The 15,101-nt window shown below is 71.4% G+C and carries 13 protein-coding genes and 1 tRNA gene; 10 read left to right on the plus strand and 4 right to left on the minus strand.

All coding sequences use genetic code 11. The features are described from left to right. Nucleotides 1-62 precede the first annotated feature (62 nt). The gene (locus ACZ404_RS26415) at nt 63-470 is read left to right on the plus strand and encodes a DUF485 domain-containing protein (RefSeq protein WP_468443981.1); all 408 of its coding nucleotides are present in this window, start codon (nt 63-65) and stop codon (nt 468-470) included. After that, on the plus strand, nt 467-2,095 hold the full coding sequence (locus ACZ404_RS26420; protein WP_468443983.1) for a sodium/solute symporter: 1,629 nt from the start codon (nt 467-469) through the stop codon (nt 2,093-2,095). Before ACZ404_RS26415 ends, ACZ404_RS26420 begins: the two co-directional genes overlap by 4 nt. A gap of 33 nt (nt 2,096-2,128) precedes the next feature. Here ACZ404_RS26420 and ACZ404_RS26425 read toward each other — a convergent pair whose 3' ends face one another. The 3 genes from ACZ404_RS26425 to ACZ404_RS26435 form a co-directional block, all read right to left on the minus strand. Continuing rightward, nucleotides 2,129-3,001 (minus strand): DivIVA domain-containing protein, encoded by an 873-nt coding sequence (locus ACZ404_RS26425; RefSeq protein WP_468444247.1) that lies wholly within the window; start codon nt 2,999-3,001, stop codon nt 2,129-2,131. A gap of 273 nt (nt 3,002-3,274) precedes the next feature. Beyond that, nucleotides 3,275-6,130 carry an SUKH-4 family immunity protein gene (locus ACZ404_RS26430; RefSeq protein ID WP_468443985.1) on the minus strand — a complete coding sequence of 952 codons (2,856 nt, stop codon included), beginning with the start codon at nt 6,128-6,130 and terminating at the stop codon, nt 3,275-3,277. A 10-nt stretch (nt 6,131-6,140) separates the two neighbouring features. Beyond that, on the minus strand, nt 6,141-7,136 hold the full coding sequence (locus ACZ404_RS26435) for an SMI1/KNR4 family protein (RefSeq protein ID WP_468443987.1): 996 nt from the start codon (nt 7,134-7,136) through the stop codon (nt 6,141-6,143). 264 nt (nt 7,137-7,400) lie between these two features. On the opposite strand from ACZ404_RS26435, the gene ACZ404_RS26440 reads away from it, so the two are divergent. Beyond that, nucleotides 7,401-7,919, plus strand: a complete 519-nt coding sequence (locus ACZ404_RS26440; RefSeq protein ID WP_468443989.1) for a YwqJ-related putative deaminase — start codon at nt 7,401-7,403, stop codon at nt 7,917-7,919. A gap of 49 nt (nt 7,920-7,968) precedes the next feature. Continuing rightward, nucleotides 7,969-8,499, plus strand: a complete 531-nt coding sequence (locus ACZ404_RS26445) for an SUKH-3 domain-containing protein (RefSeq protein WP_468443991.1) — start codon at nt 7,969-7,971, stop codon at nt 8,497-8,499. Nucleotides 8,500-8,509: 10 nt separating this feature from the next. Here ACZ404_RS26445 and ACZ404_RS26450 read toward each other — a convergent pair whose 3' ends face one another. Then, nucleotides 8,510-9,814 carry a sensor histidine kinase gene (locus ACZ404_RS26450; RefSeq protein WP_468443993.1) on the minus strand — a complete coding sequence of 435 codons (1,305 nt, stop codon included), beginning with the start codon at nt 9,812-9,814 and terminating at the stop codon, nt 8,510-8,512. Nucleotides 9,815-9,980: 166 nt separating this feature from the next. Between ACZ404_RS26450 and ACZ404_RS26455 the strand changes: the two genes are divergently transcribed. The 6 genes from ACZ404_RS26455 to pth all read left to right on the plus strand — a co-directional run bounded on the left by ACZ404_RS26455 (nt 9,981) and on the right by pth (nt 15,057). Then, nucleotides 9,981-10,850: a hypothetical protein gene (locus ACZ404_RS26455; protein WP_468443994.1), complete on the plus strand. Its 870-nt coding sequence runs from the start codon at nt 9,981-9,983 to the stop codon at nt 10,848-10,850. An 11-nt stretch (nt 10,851-10,861) separates the two neighbouring features. Beyond that, nucleotides 10,862-10,932 (plus strand) — tRNA-Gln (locus tag ACZ404_RS26460). A gap of 115 nt (nt 10,933-11,047) precedes the next feature. Beyond that, nucleotides 11,048-12,496, plus strand: coding sequence for a bifunctional UDP-N-acetylglucosamine diphosphorylase/glucosamine-1-phosphate N-acetyltransferase GlmU (gene glmU / locus ACZ404_RS26465; protein ID WP_468443996.1), 1,449 nt, complete (start codon nt 11,048-11,050; stop codon nt 12,494-12,496). Nucleotides 12,497-12,591: 95 nt separating this feature from the next. Beyond that, nucleotides 12,592-13,572, plus strand: a complete 981-nt coding sequence (locus tag ACZ404_RS26470) for a ribose-phosphate diphosphokinase (protein WP_468443998.1) — start codon at nt 12,592-12,594, stop codon at nt 13,570-13,572. A gap of 210 nt (nt 13,573-13,782) precedes the next feature. Then, nucleotides 13,783-14,379, plus strand: coding sequence for a 50S ribosomal protein L25/general stress protein Ctc (locus ACZ404_RS26475; protein ID WP_468444000.1), 597 nt, complete (start codon nt 13,783-13,785; stop codon nt 14,377-14,379). A gap of 75 nt (nt 14,380-14,454) precedes the next feature. After that, on the plus strand, nt 14,455-15,057 hold the full coding sequence (gene pth / locus ACZ404_RS26480) for an aminoacyl-tRNA hydrolase (protein WP_468444001.1): 603 nt from the start codon (nt 14,455-14,457) through the stop codon (nt 15,055-15,057). The last annotated feature ends 44 nt before the right edge of the window (nt 15,058-15,101 follow it).

Genomic DNA, 15,101 nt, shown 5'->3' on the forward strand with positions numbered 1-15,101 from the left:
TCGCCTGCCGCCCCCTCCCTGCGGTCCGCCGCCACGGACCGAAGCCGCGCAAGGAGCCCGGGATGTCCTACGACCCGCCGCACCAGTCGTCCCACCTCACCTACCCCTGGCAGCCGCCACCGCCCGAACCGCCCCGCCCGCACCGCGCACCGCCCCGCGAACCCCTCGGGCACCACAGCGACCTGCGGGTGCTGCGCAGCGCCTACCGCTGGCAGCGGCGCACCGCGACGCTCACGGCGCTCGGCTACTTCACGCTGTTCCTCACCCTGTCCGCGTTCGCGCCCGGCGTCATGACGCGCACGGTCACCGACGGCATACCCGCGGGCCTGCTGCTCGCCCTGTTGCAACTCCCGGTGACCTGGCTGGCGATCGCCCTGTACGAGCACACCGCGCGCCGCCAGGTCGACCCGCTCGCGGAGCGCATCCGCAAGGAGGCCGCACTGGACGCGCGGCGAGGAGCCACCCGATGACCGCCCCCGTCCCCCTCATCGTGTTCAGCGGCTCCGCCCAGGAGATGGCCCTGGTCGCCTTCTCCGCCGTCGCCACCCTCACCCTGCTGCTGTGCGTGATGACCGGCCCCGACCGCGACGACCTCGACGAGTTCTACACCGGCTACGGCTCCCTGTCCCCGCTGCGCAACGGCCTGGCCATCGCCGGTGACTACATCTCCGCCGCCACCGTCCTCGGCACCGGCGGGGTGATCGCCCTGTGCGGCTACGACGGTGTCGTCCTCGCTCTCAGTACGACGCTGTCGCTGATGCTGCTGATGTTCCTGCTGGCCGAACCGCTGCGCAACGCGGGCCGGTTCACCATGGGCGACGCGCTGACCCGCCGGATGCCCGGCCGCAGCGTACGGATCACGGCGTGCGCGGTCACCATCGCCGCGCTGGTGCCGCTGATGCTGGTCCAGCTCGCCGGCACCGGACAGCTGATGGCGTTCATCCTGGGCTTCTCGGGCGAGTCCCTGAAGACCGGCTGCGTCATCGGGCTCGGCGCGCTCATGATCGCCTACGCGGCGATCGGCGGCATGAAGGGCACCGCCCTCATCCAGATCCTGAAGATCGTGATGCTGGTCGGCTCGGGCTCCGTGGTCGCCCTGCTGATCCTGCGCCGCTTCGACTGGGACCCGGGCGCCCTCTTCACCGCGGCCGCGCGGCAGAGCGGGGCCGGCCCCGCCTTCCTGCACTCCGGGCTGGAGTTCGGCACCTCGGGCAGGTCCCGCCTCGACATGATCGCCTCCGAGCTGACCGTCGTCCTCGGCGGCGCCTGCCTGCCGCACATCACCATGCGCATGTACACCGCCTCCAGCGCCCGCCAGGTCCGCCGCTCGCTGTCCTGGGCGGTGTCGATGGTCGCGCTGTTCGTGCTCGTCATCACGGTGGTCGGGTTCGGCGCCACGGCCCTGGTGGGCCGTACGACGATCGCGGCGGCCGACCCGCAGGGCAACACCGCCTATCTGCTGGGCTCCCGGGCGGTGTTCGGCGCCGACGTGTCCACGGCGGAGACCTTCCTGTTCACCCTGGTCACCACGGCGATCTTCCTGACCCTGCTCGCCTCGGTGGCCGGAATGATCCTCGCCTGCGCCAACTCCCTCGCCCACGACGTCTTCGCCGCCCGCGTGCAGGAGATGCCGGCCCGCCGGGAGATGGCCCTGGCCCGGCTGTCGGCGCTCGCCATCGGCATACCGACGATCCTCCTGGCCACCCTCGTCCAGCACCACAGCCTGCAGCCGCTGGTGACCCTGTCCTTCTGCCTGGGCGCCTCCGCGCTCGCCCCCGCCCTGGTGTACAGCCTCTTCTGGCGCCGCTACACCCGCAGCGGCCTCATGGCCACGCTGATCGGCGGCTCGCTGGCCGTGCTGCTGCTGATGCCGGGCACCAACCTCGTCTCCGGCTCCCCCCTCTCGGCCTTCCCGGAGGCCGACTTCAACTGGTTCCCGTTCACCACCACCGGCATCGTCTCCATCCCGGCCGGCTTCCTCTTCGGCTGGCTCGGCACGGTCGCCTCCGGCCGCCGCAAGGCCGAGGAGCAGCGGCGGCAGTACGAGGCCGTGGAGGGGTGGATCCTGGCGGGGGCGGTGCGCCGGGGCGGGTGAGGGCGACCCCCGGCAGGGTGGCTGTGCGTGTGGTTACTCGGACGTCGCCCGGCCCCTCAGGGAGATGAGGCTGTCGCGCACCGAGTCCATGTGCGCCTGGACGTCGTCCCAGGTCTCACCGTGCTCGCGCAGGACCCGTTCAGTCTCCAGGGCCATGCGCTCCTGGTGCAGGCGTGCGGCGGCCAGGAGTTCGGCGGCACGCGCGCGTGCCTCCTCCTGGCAGCGGCGGGCCGACTCCTCGGCCTCGCCGAGCGCCCGCTTCGCCTCGGACACGGCCTCCTCCGCGCGCGTGACCTCCTCGGTGTGCCGGGCCTCGAGCGCGGCCAGCTGCTCGGCCTCCTCGCGCTCGAGCGCGGCCCACCGCTCGGCGTGCTCCCGGGCCAGCTCGGCGAGCATGCCGGTGGTGCGCTGCCGTACGTCACGCAACGCGGCGAGCGCCTCCCCGCGCCCCTCCTTCACCTCGCGCCGGGTGCCGACACGGAGGTCGTCGGCCTCCGCGCGGGCCGCGAGGAGGCACTGCCGGGCGCGTTCCTCGGCGTCCGCGCGCAGCGCGTCGGCCGCCTCCTGCGCCGCCCGGCGCACTTCATGGGCGCGCGCCTCGGCCTGCGCCACCTGTTCCTCGGCCTTGCTGCGCGCCCGCTCCCGGACCTCCTCAGCCTCCTTCAGCACCAGCTGGTACAGGCGCCGCGCCTGTTCCCCGAGGCTCTCGTACGTCTGCGGCGCGAGCCGCGCGACCGCCTCGCGCAGCCGCCTCAGCTCTGCCTCCATGTCCTTGGCCAGCACGGTCAGCCGCGCCGCACGCTCCCAGGCGGCGTCCCGGTCCTGCGACAGCGCCTCCAGGAACGCGTCGACCTGCCCGGGGCGATAGCCGCGCCCCCGGACGGTCACGAGGCCGTGCGGCGTCATCGATGCGCTGCTCACCCTGGGAACCCCTCTCCGGCAGACCTGCACGACAGGATGATTTCGCGCACATCTTGATGGATCGGGCACAAGCGGACATAACGCGACACTCCGCAGACACGTCACGGTCGAAATCCGACGGGACACAGGGGACACGTGGAACGCAGGGACACGTGGAACGCGCGGAACTCCATGGAACGCAGGGCTGCCCCAACAGTTCGTGCCCTCCACGCACGCGCGTGAAGGGCACGAAAGGTCAGGCCTCGCCTCGCGCGGCCGCTACAGCAGCCCGTCCCACATCTGCTCCAGCAGCACCGACCACCAGCTCTCCGGCGAACCCAGGGCCGCCGGGTCCAGCGAGGCCAGCTGGGCCTGGAAGTCCACGGTCCAGCGGCCCGCCTGCTCCTGGTTCAGCCCGTACCGCAGCCGCCACATCCGGCCCAGCAGCGCCAGGCACCGTGCGAACTCCGGCAGCCCGCTGTTCACGAACTGCGGCGGCACCGGCGCACCGCCCGGACCCGCTTCCACGGGCACCGCCACGATGTTCGCCGTCCCGTACTGCACACAGAGCGCCCGACCGAAGTCCGTGCCCATCACGAGGTACGACCCCGCGTCCGAGGCCGGCTGCACCCCGCGCTCGGCCGCCAGCTCCGCCAGCGTCGGCACCGGACGGCCCGGCTGCGCCTGCGCCCAGAAGAACGGGCCCAGGTCCACCGGCAGCCCGGCCACCACCAGCGTGTGCGCCACGATCGGCGGCACACCCTGCCGCGACACCGCCTGCTGCTCGAACCGGAACACCCCCGGCCCGAACACCGCCGCCAGCTCCTGCCCGATCGCCTCCGGCGCGGCGGGCGGCGCCGCCTGCACCGGCGGCAACGGCGCCCGCACCGGCGCCGGCCGCGCGGGACCGTCCGCCACCTGGTGCAACTCGCCCTGGTGCGCCAGCAGTTGCTGCATACCCTGCTGCCGGCTCGCGTGATCCGTGCCGTACGGCGCGATGGACGTGATCCGCGCCTGCGGCCACTGCTCCCGGATCATCCGCGCGCAGTACGCACCCGGCAGCTCGCACGACTCCAGCTCCGTGTGCAGCTCCAGCACCTGGTCCGGCGGCACGTTCATCGCCCGCAGCTCGTGGAAGATCTGCCACTCCGGGTGCGGCGTACCCGGCGCCGAACGCCGGATCAGCTGCTGCTCGGAACCGTCCTGCGCGCGGTAGCGCAGCACGGCCTGATACCCGGGACCGACCGTGGGCTGCCCCTGCTGGGGATACCCGTACGCCGGCTGCTGCCCCGGCAGCGGAGCACCGGGCGGCGGCATCGCACCGGGGGGCATGGGCTGCGCAGCACCAGGGGCACCGGGCGGCATGCCCGGAGCGCCGGGGGCACCCGGGGCCGGCGGCGGCAACGGCGCGCCGGGGCCGCCCACGGGGGGCGCGGCCAGCACGGTCTCCGCATGGTGCACGGCACCCGGGGCGCCCGGACCCGCGGGCGGCTGGGGCGCGCCGGGGGCCGGAGGCATGCCCGGGACACCGGGCGCGCCGGGCGGCGTACCCGGAACGCCAGGGGCACCCGGAGGCTGCGGGACACCCAGCCCCGGATCCGCGAACACCGTGGCCGCGTGATGGACATTGCCCGGGGACGTGCCCCCAGGAGCACCCGGCGCAGCGGGCGGCTGGGGCGCGCCCGGCACCTGCGGCGCACCCGGTCCGCCCGGCCCCTCGGGCCCCTCGGGCCCGAGCGCCGACACCATCTGCGTCGGCACGTACCCGCCCGGAGGCATGCCCGGCGCGGGCGGCGGGGGCGGCGTCCCCGGACGCGCACCCGGCGTACCCGGAGCGCCCGGCGGCGGAGGCGGCGCGCCCAGCCCACCGCGCCCCTTCCGCGGCGGTGGCGCGGCCTTGCTCGTCGCGGCATCCGCGATGTCCCCGGCATGCGGCGCGAGCGGCCGCCCGGGCCCGCCCGGACCCGCCAGAGGCTGCGGCGCATGCGGGCCACCACCCGGAGGCGGCGGATACCCGTACGACGGCGCACCCGCCGGAGGCGGCGGAGGCGTACTGCCCTGCGGAGCACCGGGACCACCCTGCGCACCCGTACCCGCAGGCGCACCCGGCGGGGGCGTCCCCGGAGCCGCAGGAGGCGCCGACGGATAGCCGTACGACTGCGCACCCGGCGGCGGGGGCACACTCCCCTGCGGAGCCCCGGGCCCGGCCGGACCACCCGGCACACCACCCTGCGCGCCCGGCGTCCGCGAGGTGTCGAGAGCCGGGGCGACCGCCGTGGGCGGAAGTTGGCTGCCGCCCGACATCAACGCCGTCTTCGCGTCCGGCGTCGCCAGCGGCGGCCGCGGCGGCTCGCCGTCCGGGTCGCTCAGCGGCGGCGCGAACACCGTCTCGGGCAACGGCACCGAACGGTCCTCACCGGCATCGGCGTTGGTGTCCGTACCGGCCCACGGCGTGGCCCCCGCGGGAACCTCCGGCGCACCCGGCACCCGGTCCTGCGGCTCCCCGGCACCGGACGCCGGCCACGACGCGCCGCTCCCGGACCCCCCGGCCGTACCCACGGCGTCAGCCGGAGCCGCGGCATCCGCCCGCACCGGCACCCCGGCCTGCGTCTCGGCAAGCCCACCGGAAGCCGAACCCGCACCAGCACCGACGCCCGCACCAGCACCAGCACCAGCACCGGCACCGGGAGCACCAACTCCCGCACCCGGTCCGGCACCCGCACCGGCGGCGTCCGCAGCGCCGGCGCGCCGGTCCGGAATCCCCAGCTTGTCCGCCGCCTCCTGCAACCACTCCGGCGGACTCAGCAGGAACGACGTCTGGTTCAGATCCACCCGGGCCGCCGCCGGCGCCGGCACCGCGTCCTCGATGGCGTCACCCCGGCCGTACTCCTCCTCGTACCGGCGGATCACCTCACCCACCGGCAGCGCCGGCCACAACGTCGCCTCACCGCTGTCCCGGGCGATGACCAGCCGCTGCCCGCCCGCGTCCGAACGCGGGCCCTCCGCACGGTCCTCACCCCACACCACGAAGCCCAGCTCGAACTCCCGCACCCGCACCTCACGATGCTGGTACGCCGGGACGTCCCCGTTGATCCACTCCTCGGCGCGCTCCTGCGCCTGCGCGAAGGTCACCATCGCTCGAAGCTCACTCCCCCACCGCGCCGGAAGACACCGGGACGGCACGCGCGAAACCACCGTCCACCATCAGGTTCGCCACCGTCTCCAACTCCGGCGGACTGCCCGCCAGCCGCGACAGGAAAGCGTCGAAATCCTCACCGCACGGCAGCAGCAACCGCTCCACCCGCTCCGCCGGGGACCACGCCGGATCCACGTCCCGCGCATCGTCGTACGCGCAGAACCACACCGAACCGGCCCGCTCACCCCTCACCTTGACCGCGAGCAGACCGCCCTGCACGAAACCGACACCCAGATAGTCCTTGGTCAGATGGTCCCGCAGGCACTTGTTCACATAGACCAGGTCGTTGACCGCCGCCTCGTCCCGCACCGTGAAGAACGGCTGGTCCAGCAGCAGGCCCAACTCGGCGTCCAGCGCCGTACCCACCGGCGCACACCCGCCCGCCGCCTTCAGGAACGAACGGTACGCACCCGGCAACCGGTACCCCAGGTCCTCCTCGACCCCCTGCACCTGAGCCTCCGTCACCGCCACACCCGACTTCGGCAGCCCGAAATGCGCCGGACGCGTCTCCTGCAACGGCCGCGTCCCCCGCTTGCCCTGATCCACCCGCGCCGTCGCCACCCCACCGTGATGCCGCAGCAACGCCTTCACCTCGACCGGAACCAACTCCAACCGCCGCGCACCCACCACGTGATGCCACGTCCACCCGTGCGGCGTCGCCACATCCGGCACCGTGTCCCACAACTCGTGCCCCGACGCCGCCAGCGCCGCGTTCGCCGACACATAGTCCGTCAGCCGCAACTCATCGACACCGAAACCTTCCGGCGGCTCGGCGATCTCCGCCGCCGCACGCGCATAGGGTGAGAAATCCGGGTAACCACCTTCATCGACCCGTACCCCTCTCGGGTGACGTGCCGCCCGGACCGGATCCGGGAAGTGCACGACCTGCCCGGCATAGGCCGCGTTCGGCGGCGCGGCTTGCTGCCCGAGCCGACCTGTCGTCATGGCGGTTGCCCCCTGAGGCGTCATCTCTGGCCTGAACGGCGCTGTCGATCGCGGATGCCGACAGCCTATGCGGTACACGCACCCCGGTCACCGGGCCTCCACCCCACCCCTCCACTTCCCGCCGCCGCCACCGTGACCAGCCGTCACCCCATCGTCACCACCTGCCCCGACCCGGGCGTGTCGCGGCGCCCCAGCTTCCGCACCAGCCACGACATTTGGCACTCTGTGTCCTTCGGGGGGATGCCCGGGAGGGGAAACACGAGCATGAACAACACACTGCGGACCGGAGGTTCCGACATGCGGGCCGGCGACCCCCGCATCGGCTGGAGCGGCACCGACACACCCGCCGCCCCCACCCTCCACCACCGCCGCGACGGCATCCTGCCCACCGTCGCCGCCGCCCTCTCCGTCCGCGGCGCCACCCTCACCGGCACCGCCGCCCGCGGCGACCAGCCCCCGCCCCTGCACCCCCTCGTCCAGGACTTCCTCGACACCCTCACCAGCGCCCAACGCGACCGCTTCACCGGCCGCTGCGCGGAGACCATCCTCATCTCACGCCACATCGCCGCCGCCGACGCCGCCCGCAGCAGACGCGCCGCCCGCAAACCCATGACCAACAGCGAAGCGCGCAAAGCCCTCAAACAGGCCAAACTCACTGCCCGCCGCATACGCGAGGACGGCGACCCCCTCCACGGCAGCTTCGCCGCCCCCTGCCGCGCCTGCACCGCCCTCAGCGCCCACTTCGGCGTCCGCATCGTCGACCCCACAGCCACCGACGCCTGACACCCGGCACTCACGGAACCACCCCGCACGCACGACGATCGAAGGGCAGATGCACCCCGACCGCGCCTCCTCCCCCAGTCCCGGCTTCGCCCGACCCGGGGCACCCCCATCGCGCTTCCCCGTCCCCGTCGACGCGGCCCTGCGCACCGCCGGCTGGCAACCCGGACGCTGGGACATAAAACAGGCAGAAATCTGGGCCGACACCCTCCGCGACCACACCTCACCCGCCGGGCACCGGCACACCGTCTTCCCCGCCGCCGTCGAAGCCTGGGCCGAATTCGGCGGCCTGCGCATCACCCCCGCCGGCCCCGGCCGCCAGGTAGCCCCCGCCGGCCTCCACCTCGACCCCCTCCACGGCCTCCACCTCGCCCGCACCCTCGGCGACCTCGGCCGCGCCCTCGGCACCGAAGTCAGCCCCCTCGGCGAAGAGACCGACACCGGTTCCCTCCTCGCCATCGACAGCGAAGGCCGCGTCTACACCCTCGACCACACCGGCGACTGGTACGTCGGCCCCGACATCGACCACGCCCTGTCCACCCTCATCGCCGGCATCGCCCCCGTACGCCTCACCACCGCCTGAGGCCCCACGATCAGGCGGCCGGAATCACCGCCGACACCCGGAAACCCCCCGCATCGGTCGGCCCCGACACGAACACCCCGCCCAGCGCCACGACTCGCTCCCGCATCCCCACCAGACCATTGCCACCCGACGGCAACCGCGCCGCCGACGCCGACCCCGGCTCCGGCGGCGGCTCGTTCTCCACCTGCATCGCGATCTCCGCCGCCCGGTGCGCCAGCCGCACATACGTCTTCGCACCCGCCGCATGCTTGTGCACGTTCGTCAACGCCTCCTGCACCACGCGGTACGCCGTCTGCTCGATCTCCCGCCCGTACGACCGCACAGCCCCCTCGACCGACAGATCCACCACCATCCCCGCGGCAGCCGACTGCCCGACCAACTCCTCCAGCTCCGACAGACAGGGCCCCTCCCCGTCCTCGGCCACCCGCGACACGGCCTGCGCCGCCGCCACCCCCACAGCGGCCGGCGGTACCGACGCCGCACGCCGACCCGCGTCCTCCCCCGCCCGCAACACCCCGAGCATCTCCCGCAACTCCGTCAGCGCCTGCCGGCCCATGTCCCCCACCAGCGCCGCATTCCGCACCGCCTTCTCGGGATCCTTCCGCGCCACCGCCTGCAGCGCCGCCGCATGCACCACCATCAGACTCACCCGATGCGCCACCACGTCGTGCATCTCCCGGGCGATCCGCGTCCGCTCCTCACCCCGCGCCCACTCGGCCCGCTCCTCGGCCCGCTCCGCGAGCAACTGAAGCTCCCGCTCCAGGGAGTCCGCCCGCTCCCGCAGACTCTCCATCAACCGACGCCGCGCCCCCACGTACAACCCCAGCAGGACCGGCGGCGCCGTCAGCCCCAACGAGGTCGTGATCGACGCGAACGGCACGAACCAGTCACCGAGGGTCAGATCCCCCCGCGCCATGTCCTGCCGGACCCGGACGAACGTTACGATCATCGTGCCCAGCAGGCTCATCCCCGCCAACGCCCCGATGATCCGCCGCGGCACCTCGCACGCCGCCAGCGTGTACAGACCGACGATGCCCATCAGGAAACCCATCTGGGCCGGCGTGATCGCGATCGCGACCAGCACGACGGCGATCGGCCACTTGCGCCGCACCAGCAGAACGGACCCGGCGACCAACCCGAAGACGATCCCCACCGAGACCGGGATCCCCGCATCCCTCGCGAACGGAATCCCCTCGGCCCCGCACTCCACGGCCGACACCAGCGCGAGACCCCCGTCCAGCACCGCACTGCGCCACCTGGCCCACCACCAGGGGCCGGTCAGGCCTCTGGCATGCTCTTCCCCCGTCGTGGTCATGCCCCCAGCCTACGGGCGGGACCCGCGCCATTTCCGGTGACTTTCGCCCACCCGCGCGCAGCACACTCCGTGACCGACCGACCTCGAAACTCCCCCCTATCCCTCGAACTGCTGAACGTCCCCTGCTCGAGCCCGGAATGCGGCATTCCGGCCGGACGGTATCCGTATGACACATGCACCGGGCAAGTACGCGGACTTCGAGACGCTGCGCGAGAGGGCGGTCGCCTTGCGGCGGGCGGGGCTGAGCCTCCGGCAGATCCGGGACGAGCTGAAGATCTTCAACAACGACATCCTCAACCAACTGGTGAAGGGGGAGCCGCCACCGGACTGGACCAAGCGGCCGAGGGCCAAGGACGAGCTGCGCGAGAGGGCGCGGGAGCTGCGGCTGCAGGGGTGGACTCACGACCGGATCCAGGTGGCGCTCGGGTGCTCTAAGAGTTCGATCTCGCTGTGGGTGCGGGATCTGCCGAGGCCGGAGCGCAGGCGCAGTCACGACGATGCGGCAGCGATCGCCCGGAGGGGCTGGGAGGCGAAGCTGCAGATTCGCGAGGAGGAGCGCAGGCGCACAAAGGAGGAGGCCCGTCAGGCGATCGGCAGACTGTCGAACCGCGAGCTGTTTCTGGTGGGCGTCGGCCTCTACTGGGCCGAGGGCGGCAAGGACAAGCCCTACGCGCGCCGCGAAGTCGTTGCGTTCATCAACAGCGACCCCGGCATGATCGAGGTCTTCCTGGCCTGGCTCGACCTGCTGGGAGTCGAGCGCGAACGCCTCCGCTTCACCGTAATGATCCATGAAACGGCCGACGTTGCGGCCGCCGAACAGTACTGGGCCGATCTGGTAGGGCCCAACCCCTTGTTCAACAAGACGACCCTCAAGAGGCACAACCCCAAGACGGTCCGCAAGAACACCGGCGAGAACTACCGCGGCTGCCTGGTGATCAAAGTCCTGAACGGGGCGGACTTGTACCGTCGCATCGAGGGCTCTTGGTACGGCATAGTGGAGTCCGTGCGCGAGGCCGATCAGCAAAATCGGACATAGCTCGCACATTTTCCCGGATCGTCTAAAGGTAGGACAAACGGTTTTGGTCCGTTGAATGAGGGTTCGATTCCTTCTCCGGGAGCCCAAGAACAGCGGGCCCTGACCCCAGCGTCAGGGCCCGCACCCATACCCCCCAAAACCCGCCCCGGTATCCTGCGGCTGTCACCCCCACCCATCCAGAGCCGAAGGGCAACCCCGTGAGCGCCATTCGCCCGGCAGCCGTCGTCGTTCTTGCAGCGGGTGAGGGCACCCGTATGAAGTCGGCCACACCGAAGGTCCTGCACCAGATCTGCGGCCGCTCCCTCGTGGGCCACGTGCTCGCCGCCGCCCGCGAACTGGACCCTCAGCACCTGGTCGTCGTCGTGGGCCACGCCCGTGAGCAGGTCGCCGAGCACCTGGCCGGCATCGACCCCGCCGCCCGCACGGCCGTGCAGGAGCAGCAGAACGGCACGGGGCACGCCGTGCGGATGGGTCTGGAGGAGCTGGGCGGGTCGGTGGACGGCACGGTCGTGGTGGTCTGCGGGGACACTCCCCTGCTGACCGGGGCCACGCTGCAGCAGCTCGCCGCGACGCACCACGCGGACGGCAACGCGGTGACGGTGCTGACGGCGGAGGTGCCGGATGCCACCGGGTACGGCCGGATCGTGCGCGACGGGGCGACGGGTGCGGTGACCGCGATCGTGGAGCACAAGGACGCGAGTGACACCGAGCGGGCGATCCGGGAGATCAACAGTGGTGTGTTCGCGTTCGACGGTCAGTTGCTGGCCGAGGCGCTGAAGAAGGTCCGTACGGACAACAGTCAGGGTGAGGAGTACCTGACGGATGTGCTGGGGATCCTGCGTGAGGCGGGGCATCGGGTCGGTGCGTCGGTGGCCGGGGATCACCGGGAGATCGCGGGGATCAACAACCGGGTGCAGTTGGCGGAGGCCCGCCGGATCCTGAACGAGCGGTTGCTGACCCGGGCGATGCTGGACGGGGTGACGGTCGTGGATCCGGGGTCCACGTGGGTGGATGTGTCGGTGACGTTCGAGCAGGACTGCCTGGTGCATCCGAACACGCAGCTCACGGGGTCGACGCATCTCGGTGAGGGTGCCGAGGTGGGCCCGAACAGCCGGTTGAACGACACCCGGGTGGGTGCGGGGGCGCGGGTGGACAACACGGTGTCGGACGGTGCGCGGATCGGTGAGCGGGCGTCGGTGGGGCCGTACGCGTATCTGCGGCCGGGTACGCGGCTGGGTGTGAAGGCCAAGATCGGTACGTATGTGGAGACGAAGAACTCCTCGATCGGCGAGGGGACGAAGGTTCCGCATCTGTCGTACGTGGGCGATGCGACGATCGGTGATTTCACGAACATCGGGGCGGCGAGTGTGTTCGTGAACTACGACGGTGAGAGCAAGCACCACACGACCGTCGGGTCGCACTGCAAGACGGGTTCGGACAACATGTTTGTGGCTCCTGTCACGGTCGGGGACGGTGCGTACACCGCTGCCGGGTCCGTGATCACGAAGGATGTGCCGCCCGGTTCGCTGGCCGTGGCCCGTGGTCAGCAGCGGAATATCGAGGGTTGGGTGGCGCGGAAGCGTCCTGGGAGTGCGGCTGCGAAGGCGGCCGAGGCGGCGTCCCGGCCGGGTGGGGACGAGGGCTGACCGGAAACGGGTGCGCCGAACACGGCGTACCGTGATAAGTGCACATCAGCATGAGTGCATACCCGCTGCTGAGACACCTCTGAGGAGACAGTGCTGTGACCGGGATCAAGACGACCGGCGAGAAGAAGTTGATGTTCTTCTCCGGCCGCGCCCACCCCGAGCTTGCCGAGGAGGTCGCCCAGCAGCTGGGTGTCGGGGTTGTCCCGACAAAGGCCTTCGACTTCGCCAATGGTGAGATCTACGTCCGTTATCAGGAGTCGGCGCGTGGTGCGGACTGCTTCCTGATCCAGAGCCACACGGCTCCGATCAACAAGTGGATCATGGAGCAGTTGATCATGATCGACGCGTTGAAGCGTGCGTCGGCTCGTTCGATCACGGTGATCGTGCCGTTCTACGGTTACGCGCGGCAGGACAAGAAGCACCGGGGTCGTGAACCGATTTCGGCGCGTCTGATCGCGGATCTGATGAAGACGGCGGGTGCGGACCGGATTTTGACGGTGGACCTGCACACGGATCAGATCCAGGGTTTCTTCGACGGTCCGGTGGATCACCTGTTCGCGTTGCCGCTGCTGGCGGACTACGTGGGCGCCAAGGTGGACCGGGACAAGCTGACGGTGGTGTCGCCGGACGCGGGCCGGGTGCGGGTGGCGGACCGGTGGTGCGACCGGTTGGGTGCGCCGCTGGCGATCGTGCACAAGCGTCGGGACAAGGACGTGGCGAACCAGGTGACCGTCCACGAGGTGGTGGGTGAGGTCAAAGGCCGGGTGTGTGTCCTCGTCGACGACATGATCGACACGGGTGGCACGATCTGTGCGGCTGCCGATGCGCTGTTCGCGCACGGGGCGGAGGACGTCATCGTGACGGCGACGCATGGTGTGCTGTCGGGTCCGGCGGCGGACCGGTTGAAGAACTCGCGGGTGAGTGAGTTCGTGTTCACGAACACGTTGCCGACGCCGGGGGAGCTGGGCCGGGATCTGGACAAGATCACGGTGTTGTCGATCGCTCCGACGATTGCGAGCGCGGTGCGTGAGGTGTTCGAGGACGGGTCGGTGACCAGCCTCTTCGACGAGCAGTGAGGTTTCTGCAACCCCGCTCCGCGAGGTAGCTGAAGATCGTTTTGGGTACGGCCTCCCCTGCCGAGTAGACTGCTGCAGTTGCTCGGCGAGGGAGGCCGTACTCCGTTTCTTACGGGGGCACGGCGGTCCGTTATCGACGCGCTCTTCGTAGCAGGCCGTTCGTGGCCGGGTGACCACGTCCGCTTTCGAGTTCTACGAGGAGTGATCCCCATGTCCGAGGTGAAGCTGAGCGCCGAGACCCGTACCGAGTTCGGCAAGGGCGCGGCCCGCCGCATCCGCCGTGACAACAAGGTCCCGGGTGTTCTGTACGGCCACGGTTCCGACCCGCTGCACCTGACCCTGCCGGGCCACGAGCTGCTGCTGGCGCTGCGTACGCCGAACGTCCTGATCTCCCTGGACATCGACGGCAAGACCAACGAGCTGGCGATCCCGAAGGCCGTGCAGCGCGACCCGCTGAAGGGCTTCCTGGAGCACGTCGACCTGCTGCTGGTCAAGCGGGGCGAGAAGGTCACGGTCGAGATCCCGGTGCAGACCGAGGGCGAGCTGGCCCCGGGTGGCAACCTGCTGGAGCACGTGCTGAACGCGCTGCCGGTCGAGGCCGAGGCCACGCACATCCCCGAGGCCGTCACCGTGTCCGTCGAGGGTCTGGCGGCCGGCGCCTCCGTCCACGCCAAGGACATCACCCTGCCGTCCGGCGTGTCGCTGGCCGTCGAGGAGGACGCGGTCGTCCTGCAGGTCCTGCAGGCGCAGGCCGAGGAGGCCGCCGAGGGCGCGGAGTCCGAGGGTGAGGAGGCGGCGGAGGCCTGATCCTCCCCGTCGTCGTCATTTGTTCAGCCGCCGCTTCCCTCGCGGGGAGCGGCGGCTGGCGCGTATCAAGGAGACATGCACGTGACCACCGCCGCACAGGCCCCCTGGTTGATCGTCGGGCTCGGAAACCCCGGGCCGGACTACGCCATGAACCGGCACAACGTCGGGTTCATGGTGGTGGATCTGCTCGCGGAGCGGATCGGGGGGAAGTTCAAGCGGGCGGGCAAGGCGCAGGCGCAGGTGCTGGAGGGGCGGATCGGTCCGGTGGGTCCGGGCAGCCGGCGGGTGGTGCTGGTGAAGCCGATGTCGTACATGAATCTGTCCGGTGGTCCGGTGAACGCGTTGCGGGACTTCTACAAGGTGCCGGTGGCGAACGTGGTGGCGGTCCATGACGAGCTGGACATCGACTACGGGACGCTGCGGCTGAAGCTGGGCGGCGGGGACAACGGGCACAACGGGCTGAAGTCGATGACGAAGGCGATGGGTGCGGACTATCACCGGGTGCGGTTCGGGATCGGGCGGCCGCCGGGGCGGATGCAGGTGGCGGACTTCGTGCTGAAGGATTTCTCGGCGGCGGAGCGCAAGGAGCTGGACTACTTCGTGGACCGGGCGGCGGACTCGGTGGAGTGTCTGCTGGCCGAGGGGCTGGAGCGGGCGCAGAGCGCGTACAACTCCTGAGCGAGTGGGCCGGGGGCGTCGTACAACTCCTGACTTGTCCGCTC

Source organism: Streptomyces sp. NPDC030798 (genome assembly GCF_055572275.1).

Coding starts and splice junctions, on each gene's coding strand:
- ACZ404_RS26415 (WP_468443981.1), top strand. CDS start 63: ATGTCCTACGACCCGCCGCACCAGTCGTCCCACCTCACCTACCCCTGG.
- ACZ404_RS26420 (WP_468443983.1), top strand. CDS start 467: ATGACCGCCCCCGTCCCCCTCATCGTGTTCAGCGGCTCCGCCCAGGAG.
- ACZ404_RS26425 (WP_468444247.1), bottom strand. CDS start 3,001: ATGACGCCGCACGGCCTCGTGACCGTCCGGGGGCGCGGCTATCGCCCC.
- ACZ404_RS26430 (WP_468443985.1), bottom strand. CDS start 6,130: ATGGTGACCTTCGCGCAGGCGCAGGAGCGCGCCGAGGAGTGGATCAAC.
- ACZ404_RS26435 (WP_468443987.1), bottom strand. CDS start 7,136: ATGACGACAGGTCGGCTCGGGCAGCAAGCCGCGCCGCCGAACGCGGCC.
- ACZ404_RS26440 (WP_468443989.1), top strand. CDS start 7,401: ATGAACAACACACTGCGGACCGGAGGTTCCGACATGCGGGCCGGCGAC.
- ACZ404_RS26445 (WP_468443991.1), top strand. CDS start 7,969: ATGCACCCCGACCGCGCCTCCTCCCCCAGTCCCGGCTTCGCCCGACCC.
- ACZ404_RS26450 (WP_468443993.1), bottom strand. CDS start 9,814: ATGACCACGACGGGGGAAGAGCATGCCAGAGGCCTGACCGGCCCCTGG.
- ACZ404_RS26455 (WP_468443994.1), top strand. CDS start 9,981: ATGACACATGCACCGGGCAAGTACGCGGACTTCGAGACGCTGCGCGAG.
- ACZ404_RS26475 (WP_468444000.1), top strand. CDS start 13,783: ATGTCCGAGGTGAAGCTGAGCGCCGAGACCCGTACCGAGTTCGGCAAG.
- pth (WP_468444001.1), top strand. CDS start 14,455: ATGCACGTGACCACCGCCGCACAGGCCCCCTGGTTGATCGTCGGGCTC.